Origin of the sequence: Cesiribacter sp. SM1, from assembly GCF_020178975.1 — a bacterium.
Lineage (GTDB): Bacteria > Bacteroidota > Bacteroidia > Cytophagales > Cyclobacteriaceae > Cesiribacter.
Genome location: NZ_JAHXBU010000093.1, coordinates 58573 through 72235 on the forward strand (window position 1 = coordinate 58573; position 13663 = coordinate 72235).

A 13663-nucleotide genomic window follows, 5' to 3' on the forward strand; every position below is an offset into this window, starting at 1 on the left:
TACTCCTACCCCAATGCAACATCCAAAATCATCATCAGCGTAAAGCCACAGAGGGCACCAAAGGTGGCCAGGTTCTTGTCTTTTTCCATTTGTGCCGAAGGGATAAGCTCTTCTACCACCACGTAAATCATGGCGCCGGCGGCAAAGGCAAGGCTGTAGGGAAGCAGGGGCTGAATGGAGATTACCATCCAGGCACCCAGCACACCTGCCAGGGGCTCCACTGCACCGCTAAGCTGTCCGTACCAGAAGGCCCTTCCGCGTGTATAGCCCTCCCGCCTAAGCGGTACAGCCACCGAGGTGCCTTCGGGAAAGTTCTGCAGGCCTATGCCAATGGCTAGCGCTATGGCACCACCAATGGTGGCACCCTCAAAATTAGCTGCTGCAGCGCCAAAAGCAACGCCTACGGCCAGACCTTCGGGAATGTTATGCAGGGTAATGGCAAGTACCAGGAGAATGCTTCGCCTGAGGCTGGAGCGTGGCCCTTCGTTTTTTTCCAGACCAGGGTGCAGGTGGGGTAAAATCTTGTTGATGAGGCCTACAAAAAGCCCGCCGCCCATAAAGCCAACGGCTGCGGGAATCCAACTGGCAACATCTCCGTTTTCTTCTGATAAGCGTATGGCCGGAGCCAGGAGTGACCAGTAACTGGCGGCAATCATTACCCCGGCGGCAAAGCCCAGCATCAGGTTCATAACCCGGTGGCCAACACCACTGAAGAAAAATACAAGAGAGGCGCCCAGGGCAGTAACACCCCAGGTAAAGAGGGTTGCGAGCAGTGCCTGTACAATTGGAGAAAGCTCCCTGAACCAATCCGGAATCGACATGTCTGATTTTATATGCTATAGGGAACAGCTAAACATCAGAATTGTCTATTCTTTTTTCTTATTGCTGTAATCGCCCCTGCGGATAGACTGGATAAACTTGGCCCAGTTCAGGGGGTTAAAGAATGGATTAGTACGGTAGAAATTGCGGTTGTGGGTATCCATGATCTGCTGCTGCGAGTACCGCTTGTAGTTCTCGCTGCCATCCATAGGCATGTCCTGCATCATCATGGCCAGCAGGTTGGCATTCATGTTACGTTCGAGCAAATCTTCCTCCTCTGCTTTGGGTAGCTCCATGGCCAGAATTGCCTGCTTAAACAGCTGTTCGGTGGGGTAGGGGAAAATGGTTAGCTCTGGTAAGTAAGTAGTATCCGGCGATAGTTCTACCACAATTGTAATGGCATCGCCTACATTATTGGGTATTTTAAAATGCTGTTTCCGGTAGCCCAGGTAGCTGATTACAACGCTATCGCCCACCAGCACCGGCATGCTGAAAAAGCCCAGCATGTTAGTGATAGTACCACGGCCGGCTTTAGGAACATAAACGTGAACGCCCGGCAGGCTGGAGGTAGAATCGTCTGATGCCAGCACAATACCCGAGAATTGCACAACAGGTGCTTTTGCTTTTCGCTGAGCCAGCGCGGGCAGGCTAAACAGGCCAAGCACCAGCAGCAACATCAACGAATACAGATATGGTTTACGGTTTACCAGCACGCCAGTATGGTTAGTTTGTACCAAGTTACGTTAAGTTCTAAAAAGAAAATAATAAATTTACCTTAAAGTAGGTTCCATTCCGGGAGCCTTTTTTGTTCTAACACAGCATGCGACTTAAAAATTTCAGTATACAGTTTGGTGCACAGATCTTTAAGGCAGTATCCGATGAGGCGCGTCTTCGTATACTACATTTACTTTACCGCAATAGAGAAATGTGTATATCAGACCTGGAGCTCACGCTTGATTTTACCCAGACTAAAACGTCGCGGCACATCAATTATTTAAAGAACGCAGGTCTGTTAAGCTTTCGTAAGGAAGAATTATATATTTTTTATTATGTGAAGGAAGAAATGGAAGACATCGTGCGCCAGTTGATTGAACTGCTGGAGAAAGACCCTGTGCTTCGTCGGGATCAGGAAGTATATCAGATTCTCCACTCTAACCGCGAACTTGCCGTAAACAAACTACAGAGGCGCCGCTGGATGGGACTTCCTCAATGATAATTTTTTAAGATTATGCGTCAGCTAAAAACAACCTACAAATTTTTATTTTTTGATCTTGACCACACCCTTTGGGATTACACCAGCAATTCAGAAGAAACGCTTCGGGAGCTTTACGAAAAGTATGGCCTGGCACAGGTGGGAAATTTCTGTACAGACACCTTCTGCCAGACTTTCGATAAAGTAAACCGCCAGTTGTGGTCGCTGAACGAAGCCGGAGCGCTGGGGCGTGATGAATTGCGGCGCCAGCGCTTTGTGCGGGTGCTGGAAGCGCTGGGGAACACCTCTGTTCCGGAATGGGTAAGCGAAGGACTTGATCGCGATTATATGAGCATATGCCCGGCAAAAGGAGGACTTCTGCCCTATGCGCGCGAAGTGCTGGAGCATTGCCACAAACGCTTTCCCATGTATGTGCTCACTAATGGCTTTAGAGATGTGCAGGATATTAAGCTGGAGGCAGCAGGCATCAACCATTTTTTTGATGGAATATTTACTGCAGAAGATGCCGGGGTTTCAAAACCTAATACCTTCTTTTTTGAATATGTGCTACGGAAAGTTGGCGCAAAGCCACAGGAGTGCCTTATGGTGGGTGATAATCTGAAAGCAGATATCATAGGAGCCGCTTCTGCCGGGATCGATAGTGTTTATTATAACCCCTACAGGCGAAAATACAATGTTCCCGTTCAGCGCGACATTCATTGCCTTAGCGAACTGCTAACTATGCTTTGAGCATGGATCTGCTAAGTTTCCTGCCTCTTAGCTACCGGAAGGCTCTTGCTTAACAACAGCCGGTTACATAAAATCCTACTTTATGGTCACTGTTGGGTGCTGCATCTGCATATGCTGCTGCTTGTATATAAATATAGTAGCAGTGCTGCTTTGTCTGTATCTGGTTGATTTGCAGTAAGCTGTGTTTGTTGTATTGTGGGCTTTTTTGTAAAATTTATAGAAGCACCAGGTTGATTTCTAGGCTTAAATATCTAATTTGGATTGATCTAAGGATTAGCTTGCCTGCCCGTGAATACCAGAACTGTTTTAGGATGCTTATTGCTGTTGCTCATTTTTGTACCTGCCTTTGGGCAGCATCAAAATAAGCTGGAGAAAATTGAGCGCCGCTTAAAGCAGGCAAAAAAAATAGATACGCTCTACATAGATGACCTGAACATACTAAGCAATGAGTATGCAATGTCCGGGCGTAAAGATCCACTTCCGCTGGCCAGAAAAGCACTGCAGCTGTCCGATAGCCTCCAGTACCTCCGCGGGCAGGGCATTGCCAACCTAAACCTGGGAATTGTATTCGATACCCGGGGCAACTACCACCAGGCGCTTGATCATTACCTTATTAGCTTAAGGCAATTGCGCCAGGTAAACGACGAAGACTATCTTTCGCAGCTGCTTCAAAACCTTGGTTACTTTTACAGTGCACAGGGTAACTACCGCAAGGCTATAGAAGTAACCAAGCAGGCAGCAGATCTAACCTTTAAAAATCATGGAGAGCTTGGCTCCAGCTACTGCTGGAATAATTTGGGTTATTACTATACAGAAGCAGCAGCATATGACAGTGCACTGTTCTTTACCTTCAGGGCATATGAAGCTTTGAAAACAGCAAAAGACACTGCAGGGCTGGCCGATGTTTTTTACAACCTGGGCAATATTGCCTGGAGGGCCGATGGCAATGCTCCCCAAGCACTGGACTATTGCCTGCAGGCACTTGAATATTACGTAAAGCCTCCCTTTGAGGCAGAGGCTTATATTGGTTGTAAAGCTTTTGTAGGCTATTTGTACCTGCAGCTTAATGACCATACCCGGGCAGAGCGCTACCTGCAGGAGTCGCTGGCCGATGCCCGCAAAAATCAGTATCGCTTCCTGATGAAAAACATCTACAGGTGGCAGGCCGATCTTTATGCTGATGTAGGTGTATGGGATAAGGCCTACGATAGCCATAAAAGGTTTTTTCAGCTGCACGATTCTATTTTTAGTGAGCATTCGGCAAACAGGGTGGAGCAATTCAAAGCAGAGTATGAGCTGGAAGCCCGCGAGGCTAAAATTGAGCTGCTCAAAAAGAGCAAGATTATCCAGGAAGATGAACTGGAGCGCCAAATGCTGTACCGCAACAGCTTTATGGCTCTTTTTGCCCTGTTTCTGCTGATAACAGGTGTTTTGTACAAGAGCAACACTGCAAAAAACCGCACCAACAAGGTGCTAACCGAACAAAAGCGTGAAATAGAAGAAAAAAGCAGGGCAATAGTGCGGCAAAACCTCCTGCTGGAAGAGCAGCAAAAAGCCATTGCATCGCAGGCACAGCATTTAAACAGGGCCAACCACCAGATAAACCGGCAACGCCAGGCCATTGAGCAAACGGCACATGATTTAAGCTCAGGCCTAAACTATGCCAGTCGTATTCAGCATGCCATGATGCCACGCCCGGCAGAACTCAAGGCCGCGCTCCCCGATTCTTTTATCTGGCTAAATGCAAAAGATGTTGTTAGTGGTGACTTTTACTGGTTTACCCAGCTGGGCCACAAGATTTACCTGGCAGCCTTAGACTGTACCGGCCATGGCGTGCCAGGCGCTTTCTTATCGCTGATTGGTGATGTGTACCTGAACCAGGCCATTTTGCAGGAAAAGATACAGGATGCAGGCCAGATCCTTAGCTACCTGCACGAGCACGTAAGACGCGCCCTAAACCAGGAGGTGAGCTACAGCCAGGATGGTATGGAAGTAGGCTTGTGTGTGATTGATCTGGAGTTAAAAGAGGTGGCATTTGCTGGGGCCCGTAACAGCTTATACTACTGCCAGGGCGGAGAGGTGCATAAAGTAGGGGGCGACAGAATGTACATTGGTGGCCTTAACAGAAATAGTTTCTCTGGTTTTACCACCCACAAACTTAAGCTTGAAGAGCCCGCCTCTTTTTACCTCAGTACCGATGGGGTGCGCGATCAGTTTGGAGGGGAGCAGGATAAAAAGTTTGGTGAAAAAAGGCTGCTGGAGCTGATTGCACGGGTGTGCGATTTGCCGATGGAGCAGCAGAAAGAGCAGTTTCGGGAGCAACTGCTGCTGTGGATGAGGGGTTACGAACAAACCGATGATATGATGCTGATTGGCTGGAAGCTGTAAGCCCCTGCTGTGTAGAAGCAATTTCTTCTCTTTTTTCGTACCTTTGCAGGGTTATAAATTTTAAATTAACCCGTCATGTCAAACGGATTTTTCAAAGTTCCCTATCCTAAAAACGAACCTGTGCTGAACTATGCCCCGGGTTCTCCGGAGCGTAAGGCCCTAAAGGCAGCGCTTGACCAGATGCGCAGCCAGGAGATGGATGTGCCTATGTTCATAGGTGGTGAAGAGGTGCGTACAGGGAATAAAAGGAAGCTGAGCCCGCCACACGATCACCAGCATGTGCTTGGATATTTTCACGAAGGTGATGCCGGTCATGTAGAGCAGGCCATACAGGCGGCCCTTAATGCCAAAGAATTATGGGAGGGAATGAGCTGGGAAATGCGTGCCAGCATCTTTCTGAAAGCTGCCGATCTGATAGCCGGTCCGTACCGGGCAAGGCTCAATGCAGCCACCATGCTGGGGCAGTCAAAAAACGCCTACCAGGCCGAGATCGATTCTGCCTGTGAAATCATAGACTTCCTTCGCTTTAATGTCTACTTCATGAGCGAAATGTACAAAGTGCAGCCAGAGAGCTCTCCGGGCATCTGGAACCGTACAGAGTACCGCCCGCTGGAAGGTTTTATCTTTGCGCTTACGCCATTCAACTTTACTGCCATTGCCGGTAACCTGCCTTCGGCTCCTGCCATGCTGGGCAATACTGTGGTCTGGAAACCTGCCGAAACCCAGGTATACTCTGCTCATGTACTGATGGAAGTGTTTCGTGAGGCAGGCGTACCCGAGGGTGTTATCAACCTGGTGTTTGTAGACGGGCCTAAAGCCGGCGAAATAATTTTCAAACACCCCGATTTTGCTGGTATTCACTTTACCGGCAGTACGAAAGTATTCCAGATAATCTGGAAAACCATTGGCGAAAACATTGGGCGTTACAAAGGCTACCCGCGTATTGTAGGCGAAACAGGTGGCAAAGATTTTATCATGGCTCACCACACTGCAAATGCAAAAGCACTGGCAACGGCTATTACCCGCGGTGCTTTTGAATACCAGGGCCAGAAATGCTCTGCAGCCTCGCGTGCCTATGTGCCTGCCAACCTTTGGGATGAGGTTAAAGGCTATGTGGTAGAAGACCTGAAGAGCCTGAAAATGGGTGGCGTTGAAGATTTCGGTAACTTTGTAAATGCCGTTATCGACGAAAAGTCCTTCGATAAAATCAGCAATTATATTGATGGCGCCAAAAACGATCCGGATGTAGAACTGGTAGCTGGCGGTAACTACGATAAGAGCAGGGGCTATTTCATTGAGCCTACCATCTTTAAAGTAGAAAACCCTAGCTACACTACCATGTGCGAGGAGATCTTTGGTCCGGTGCTTACGGTGTATGTGTACCAGCCGGAGCGCTTTGAAGAAACCCTGGAGCTGGTAGATAAAACCTCTCCATATGCCCTTACCGGTGCTATTTTTGCGCAAGACCGCTACGCCATAGAACTGGCCACTAAAAAGCTAAGGCATGCAGCCGGTAACTACTACATTAACGATAAACCTACAGGAGCCGTAGTAGGGCAGCAGCCATTTGGTGGCGGCCGCGCTTCCGGTACCAACGATAAAGCCGGTGCTCAGCTAAACCTGCTGCGCTGGGTATCTGCCCGCACCATCAAAGAAACCTTTGTACCGCCAGTAGACTACCGCTATCCATTCCTGGAGCAGGAGTAGTAGTAAGTACTGGAACTGGGTATCTGGTATTAAGTACACAGACAATAAAAGAGCCGCCTCTATAATAAGAAGCGGCTCTTTTGCATTTCATTTAAGCTGTTTTGTATAGAACAAGTTTTTGAAGAAGGATGGAAATATCACAGCCTGTAGGCTATTATCTCCGGGAACACCGTCTCAATACTCAATTCTTTGTACTCATACCAAAATTTAGAACGGCAGGTCATCCTCCTGGATATCGTTCAGGAAGCTGCCGGTGCCGGCTTCTTTTCCGGCTACCTGCATCCAGCTGGGGGGCTCCTGTGTATTGCCGGCACCTCCGGCAGGTGCTCCGGCAGGTTTGCGGTAGCCGCCGTTTTGCTGGGCAGCGGGCGGTGCGGCACCTTCGGCGCCGGCACGATCCAGGCGCCAGGCCTGCAGCGTGTTAAAATATTGGGTAGCGCCCTGGTTGTTTGTCCAGGCACGGCCGCGGATGTTAAAGTGTACATCCACTTCTTCGCCAACTTTATATTCATCAAGCATTTCGCAGCGATCTTTTACAATCTCAAACTTAATTAGCTGCGGATACTGGGGGTTATCTGCATATTCAAGAACAAATTCGCGTTTGCTGAAGCGATCGCTAATATGCTGTGTGTCGAAAATTTCTTTGATTTTACCTCTCAAATTCATCATAGCTGCTGTAGTTAACCAAGTGACGGATAACAAAGTTAATCAATCTGAGTCTTGTAAAAAACCATTACAAAACTTATCCTAATTTTTTTAGCAACAGCCCCTGCAATGCCTCAAAATACCTTTTCCCCAAGATATTTGGTTCGGGAAGTCCGTCGCTTCCTCTATCACTTTTACCGTTCCTACAAAGATTATCTTCTTTTCTTTGCCGGTATTTTTATAGGTGTTTTGGTTGTAGCCCTCTTAGGCAGAGGTTTTTATGAGCTTTTGAGCGACCTGCGTGCCGAAAGGCTGGGTGCTTTCGATGATAGCATTACCCTTTGGGTACTCAGCTGGAAAACGCCTGCCCTGGATTGGTACCTGAGTTCAATTACCCATCTGGGTGATCGCTATGCCTATATTATGCTCTCGGTTATATTAGGGCTCTACCTTTATATACGCAAGGGTAATCTTATTTTTACGCTGCAGGCAGTGGCGGTGCTTGTTGTGGCTGGTGTTTTAAGCTTCTGGCTTAAAGATCTTATTGGCAGGCCACGCCCGGAAGCGGCGCATCAGTTAGGAATACACACCTTAAGCTTTCCCAGCGGGCATTCCATGAGCAGTATCGCTTTTTATGGTTTTCTGATACACCTGACCTGGCGCATTTACAAAAGCAGGTTAAAAAAGATAGTTTTCACTATTATACTAGTTATTCTCATCATCAGCATTGGCGTAAGCCGAATTTACCTGCAGGTGCATTACCCCAGCGATGTGCTCTCTGGCTTTGCTGCAGGAGGCATATGCCTGGTCTTTTTTATTATCCTGTTCTCGGCCCTGCGTTTCAGGCAGCGCTGGAAAGGCGAAGATCGCCAGCCAGATACCGCCACAGCCGAAGAAAACAGACCCTCTACTGACAGAAAAGAGCTGTCCTGAACTCAAAGTGTCTATGCTAATATGTGCATAACGCTTGTGATTTGCTGATTTAGCTACAAGAGTAAAGCCAACTTTCCTGTGCAATTTGTATGAAGTCTTATGCACAGCACAGCTAAAAAATGCCGCAAGAGACTTTTGAGCCCGTTTAAGTTGGGCTAGTGCAATAAATTATTCGTAGTTAACAAAGCACACTTGCCTTCTTAAAAAAAGGGATGATTAAGGTATGCCAGCATAAAAAACGCATCTGTACGGGCAAGTAGTGGTATTGGTAAAGTGCAAAAAATGTAGAAATAAGGCAATAGTAAGCCTTTTTCAGCCTATTTGTCTAACAATATTATGTGTTGTCTATACATCATGCAGATATATGCATAATTACCAGCATGTTTTGAGGCTATTGTTTGAGCATGAGGAACTTATAATGATCAATTGAATGGCACTCTGCTGTTCTGCAAGATGTGCCATTAGGCCTTTGGAGTTTAAACAATCAAGTATCAAACATGAATTAAAAGTGATTGCTGTAAGGCTTTCTAGGGCTGTGATCTTACTTAATGTAAAGATGAAACCGATTGCGAAATCCTTTTCAGTGCAAAAAATTCCAAGATATTCATTGAAAAAGAGATTAAAATTACAATATTGATGGATGCTTGTCAGCTCAGCAACCAATCAACTTTTTTCATATGAGAAAAATTCTACTTGTTCTACTTTTACTTGGCTGCGTTTTGTGGCAGCCGGTACTGGCACAGGAGCGCAGAATTACGGGTGCCGTAAGAGACGCCTCCAGTGGTGAAGCTCTACCTGGTGTAAGTATCCTTATTGATGGTACTTCTACCGGCACCGTTACCGATATGAACGGTACTTATGCACTTAGTGCAGCGCCCAATGCAACGCTGGTGTTTTCCTTTATAGGCTATCTGGAACAGCGAGTGCCTGTGAATAACAGAAGCGTAATTGATGTGCAGTTACGGGAAGATGTTGAGCAACTCTCTGAAATAGTAGTGGTAGGTTATGGTACTCAGGAGAAAAAGGATGCTACCGGCGCTGTTACCTCCATTAGTTCAAAAGAGTTTAACCAGGGAGTTATCTCCTCTCCTGAACAGCTCATTCAAGGTAAATCGGCTGGTATACAGGTGACAGAATCAAGTGGTGAGCCTGGAGCAGGCATGACCATTCGTATAAGGGGTACATCTTCTATCAGAAGTGGTAACAATCCTTTATATGTGATAGATGGTGTGCCATTAAGTGGTAGTGAAGCAATGAGCGCTGGTACAGATGTAGGCTTTGGAACAAGCTCTGCACGTAACCCGCTTACCTTTATTAACCCAAATGATATAGAAAACGTAAGCGTTTTAAAAGATGCCTCTGCCACTGCTATTTATGGCTCACGTGGTGCAAACGGTGTAATTTTAATTACAACAAAACGAGGACAGGGTGAAAACGAAACCCTTGAGGTTAACTCCTCTATTAGTACCAGTCGCATTACCAGACGGTTTGACCTTTTGGGCAGGGAAGCTTTTCTGGACGGAGCAGAAGCATTGGGTGGCGACAGAGAGGCATTGGATCTAGGCGGGAATACCGACTGGCAGGACGAGATTCTCAGAACTGCCATTACTCATAACCACTACATTGCTTATAGCGATAGAAGCGATGCAGGAAGCTATAGGCTGTCTTTAGGTTATATGGATCAGGAGGGTATCGTAAATGAAAGTGGCCTGAAAAGAATTACAGGCAGGATTAACGCCAACAGAAGGTTTCTGAACGACAGAATTACTCTATCAACCCAACTTACTCTGGCGAATGTTAGAGACCAGAACGTGCCCATTACCAACAACTCGGGATTCCGGGGCGATCTACTTGGAGCAATGATAATTGCAAATCCAACACGTCCGGTGCGTAACGCTGATGGCACGTTTAACCAGCCTGGTGTTGACCAACTGAATCCTGTTGCTATGCTTGCCTATAATGATGATTATACCAATACCATTCGTGCATTGGCCAGCTTTGGGATAGACGTAAAAATTTATAAAGATCTTTCTTTCCGTACCAGCCTTGGGTTTGATCAGTCAACCTCCAACCGTAAAGCAGCCTACTCGGGCGATCTGGTGGCGGCAGGTATTCAGGATGTAGGCAGGGGAGGTTACCTCGATGTGCGTGAAAATAACCTCTTAGTAGAAAATTATTTTACCTATAACCGAGAACTGAACTCAAACAATAATTTAGAGTTTTTGCTTGGTTATGCCTATCAAAGGTTTGATTATGAAACCCAGACAGTACTTACCCGAGACTATCGCACAAGGGATTTGAACATCATGATCAACAACTCGGCATCGGCAAACCAGTTTTTGGTTAATACCGCAAACCGGGTAGATGAACTACAGTCGGTTTTTGGACGCTTCAATCTGAAACTTTTTTCAGACAAGTTTCTGGTTACCGGTACTGTTAGGGCTGACGGATCTACAAAATTTGGGGAGAATAATAAATATGGTGTTTTCCCCTCCGGAGCTGTTGCCTGGCGGATCTCCGATGAAGCCTTTGTTCCTGATGCTTTCTCTGACCTGAAATTAAGGGTGGGTTACGGAATTACCGGCAACCAGGAAATTCCAAATAACCTGGTGTACCCCCGGCAAAGGTACAGCGATTATTCATTTGCTGAAAACGGAGATATTAATGGTGGAGACCTGGGAGACGTTGCCTTTGCAAACCCTAACCTTAGGTGGGAGTCTACTGCACAGTTCAACGCTGGTTTAGATTATGGCTTTTTTAGCAACAGGCTAAGGGGTTCGCTGGATTACTACTACAAAACTACATATGACCTGTTAATTCAGCAGGTGGCGGCACAACCCGCAGCACAGCCATTTGTATGGACAAACCTCGATGCTGATATCATTAACCAGGGGGTAGAGCTTAATCTGGAAGCGAACATCATTAATACAACTGCCTTTAGCTGGGATATAAATGGTAACGTAGGCTACAATAGAAATAAAGTTGTAAACTACACCAGTATTACTAACACCGGCGAAATTACCGGCCAGGGTTTAACTGGAGCATATGCCCAACGTATTGCTAATAATCAACCCCTGTATGCCTACTACCTTAGGGATTTTACAGGTTATGACTCAGAGGGTAATGCTACCTACAATGGAGGTGATGTGCAGCAGTTTACCGGCGATACCCCACTGCCAAAGGTAACGGCTGGTTTAACCAACAATTTCAGGTATAAAAACTTTGATCTGGGCTTCTTCTTTAATGGCATGTTTGGCCACAAGATCTATAACAACACTGCAAATGCCTTCTTTACTTCAGGTTCTTTGGTAGTTGGCCGGAATGTTACAGCAGATGTGGTTGGTAATGGAGAGTCGCCATTAAACGCAGCTGACGTTTCCACCCGCTTCCTGGAAAGTGGCAATTTTGTAAGGCTGCAAAATGCAACACTGGGGTATACGCTTCCAGTAGGAACCATCAGAAACATCTCTAACGTACGCATCTTTATTACCGGCCAGAACCTCCTGCTATTTACCAACTATACCGGTCTTGATCCGGAAGTTAATATTAGTAAGGCAATTGACGGTATACCTTCTGCAGGTATAGATTATACCGCGTATCCAAAAGCACGCACATTTACTTTTGGTCTAAGTGTAGCGCTTTAATCCTTAACTACTACTATATATGTTAAAGCATAAATATATAAAGCGAGCATGCAGCATCGCAATTTGCAGCCTGGTAGCCTTTGGCTGTACCGACCTGGAAACTGAATTCTCAGACTCTATTCCTGTTACAACAGACGGCGGTGCCACTTCAGGTGATCCTGCTGCACTTCTGTCTACAAACTACAACAGGCTTGGAGATCACATATGGCAGGACAACGTGATGGCTTTACTGGAGCATCCTACAGATGAAATGATGGGCCCTACACGGGGTACTGACTGGGGTGATAATGGCATCTGGCGGCAGTTGCACCAGCACACCTGGGATCCTACCCACAACTGGATCAGGGTTTCCTGGAACAGCCTCAATTCGCTTGTGTTTATCAGTAATCAGGTTTTAGGCTCAAATCCTACTCCACAGCAGGCTGCCGAAGCCAAGTTCCTGCGTGCCTTCAATATGTTTTACATTATGGATCTGTTTGGCCAGGTGCCATTTCGTGAAATCGATGAAGGCGTTGAGGTTGATCCAAGGGTTCTTAGCAGATCAGAAGCCTTTGAATTCATCATCAATGATCTTGAGGAGGCTATACCAAATCTACCGGAAGGAATGCCAGGCGCCGGCAACGATCTAAGCGTACCCCCTGGAAAAGCTTCCAAAGCGGCTGCTTATGCCCTGCTGGCAAGGCTGTATCTCAACAAAGCAGTATACTTGAGTGATAATCCTGCCGGGCCATATACTTTCGATGCTGCCGACATGAACAAGGTTATTGAGTATGCCGACCTTGTAACGGCCTCTGGTTTTTCTCTGGATGAAGATTACTTCCAGAACTTTCAGGACGTTGAAACAACAGAAAAGATCCTTACAACGCCAAAGAGCGTAACAGCACAACCAGAGGCTTACTACTATATGGGTGCCCATTACAATATGAATCCCGGTGGCTGGAATGGCTTTGTTACCCTTGCTGATTTTTACGACAAGTTTAGTATGGAGGACGAGCGGCTTGGCGAACCACACACACCTGGCCAGGGCTTTAAGGTGGGACCCCAGGTGGATGCCAATGGTGAGCCAATCCTGAACAGAAGAGGTGATCAGTTAACGTTTACCCCAGAGGTACAAATAGCAGGTAACAACGATCAGGCAGGCATACGTGTGTACAAATACCACCCCGATGTAAACATTGGCTCTTTGGTATTACTGAGGTACGCAGATGTATACCTGATGAAGATAGAGGCCATTCTTAGAGGGGGTACGGCTACCGGTGGTGAAACAGCCCAAAGCATGCTGGATGCACTAAGGGCTTTAAGAGGAGTGGAGTCGATTCCTGCCACACTGGAGACCATACTGGATGAAAGAGGCCGTGAGCTATACTGGGAGCGTGTTCGGAGAACAGACCAAATTCGTTTTGGAACCTTCACCGATACCTGGCATGAGAAAACAGTTACAGATCCTACAAAAGTACTGTTCCCAATTCCGCAGGTAGCCATCGACTCAAACCCTAACCTGGAGCAAAACCCGGGCTATTAATTTATTCTGATAATTTATGGTATTATGGAAAGCAAGTAAGTCTGTACTTACTTGCTTTCTCTT

At 46.7% G+C, this 13663-nt stretch carries 10 protein-coding genes; 7 read left to right on the forward strand and 3 right to left on the reverse strand.

Translation table 11 applies throughout. The annotated features are described in order from the left end of the window. Positions 1-5: 5 nt before the first annotated feature. Together KWJ01_RS22165 and KWJ01_RS22170 are read right to left on the reverse strand one after the other, a co-directional pair. Complete coding sequence (locus KWJ01_RS22165) at positions 6-821, reverse strand: ZIP family metal transporter (RefSeq protein ID WP_224999313.1); 816 nt, start codon at positions 819-821, stop codon at positions 6-8. A gap of 45 nt (positions 822-866) precedes the next feature. Next, complete coding sequence (locus KWJ01_RS22170; RefSeq protein ID WP_224999314.1) at positions 867-1556, reverse strand: carboxypeptidase-like regulatory domain-containing protein; 690 nt, start codon at positions 1554-1556, stop codon at positions 867-869. An 83-nt stretch (positions 1557-1639) separates the two neighbouring features. Here KWJ01_RS22170 and KWJ01_RS22175 point away from each other — a divergent pair, with 83 nt between their 5' ends. The 4 genes from KWJ01_RS22175 (at position 1640) to pruA (ending at position 6856) form a co-directional block, all read left to right on the forward strand. Continuing rightward, positions 1640-2032 carry a helix-turn-helix transcriptional regulator gene (locus KWJ01_RS22175; RefSeq protein ID WP_224999315.1) on the forward strand — a complete coding sequence of 131 codons (393 nt, stop codon included), beginning with the start codon at positions 1640-1642 and terminating at the stop codon, positions 2030-2032. 15 nt (positions 2033-2047) lie between these two features. Continuing rightward, positions 2048-2761 carry a YjjG family noncanonical pyrimidine nucleotidase gene (locus KWJ01_RS22180; protein WP_224999316.1) on the forward strand — a complete coding sequence of 238 codons (714 nt, stop codon included), beginning with the start codon at positions 2048-2050 and terminating at the stop codon, positions 2759-2761. A 288-nt stretch (positions 2762-3049) separates the two neighbouring features. Next, entirely contained in the window at positions 3050-5149 is a 2100-nt protein-coding gene (locus tag KWJ01_RS22185) for a SpoIIE family protein phosphatase (RefSeq protein WP_224999317.1), read from the forward strand. A 75-nt stretch (positions 5150-5224) separates the two neighbouring features. Next, positions 5225-6856 carry an L-glutamate gamma-semialdehyde dehydrogenase gene (gene pruA, locus KWJ01_RS22190; protein ID WP_224999318.1) on the forward strand — a complete coding sequence of 544 codons (1632 nt, stop codon included), beginning with the start codon at positions 5225-5227 and terminating at the stop codon, positions 6854-6856. Between the two features lie 207 nt (positions 6857-7063). Here pruA and KWJ01_RS22195 read toward each other — a convergent pair whose 3' ends face one another. Beyond that, positions 7064-7525: a DUF3127 domain-containing protein gene (locus tag KWJ01_RS22195; RefSeq protein WP_224999319.1), complete on the reverse strand. Its 462-nt coding sequence runs from the start codon at positions 7523-7525 to the stop codon at positions 7064-7066. Between the two features lie 105 nt (positions 7526-7630). On the opposite strand from KWJ01_RS22195, the gene KWJ01_RS22200 reads away from it, so the two are divergent. The 3 genes from KWJ01_RS22200 (at position 7631) to KWJ01_RS22210 (ending at position 13600) form a co-directional block, all read left to right on the forward strand. Next, the gene (locus KWJ01_RS22200; protein ID WP_224999320.1) at positions 7631-8434 is read left to right on the forward strand and encodes a phosphatase PAP2 family protein; all 804 of its coding nucleotides are present in this window, start codon (positions 7631-7633) and stop codon (positions 8432-8434) included. A gap of 677 nt (positions 8435-9111) precedes the next feature. After that, positions 9112-12078 carry a TonB-dependent receptor gene (locus KWJ01_RS22205; protein ID WP_224999321.1) on the forward strand — a complete coding sequence of 989 codons (2967 nt, stop codon included), beginning with the start codon at positions 9112-9114 and terminating at the stop codon, positions 12076-12078. A gap of 19 nt (positions 12079-12097) precedes the next feature. Beyond that, positions 12098-13600, forward strand: coding sequence for a RagB/SusD family nutrient uptake outer membrane protein (locus tag KWJ01_RS22210; protein WP_224999322.1), 1503 nt, complete (start codon positions 12098-12100; stop codon positions 13598-13600). Positions 13601-13663: the final 63 nt, after the last annotated feature.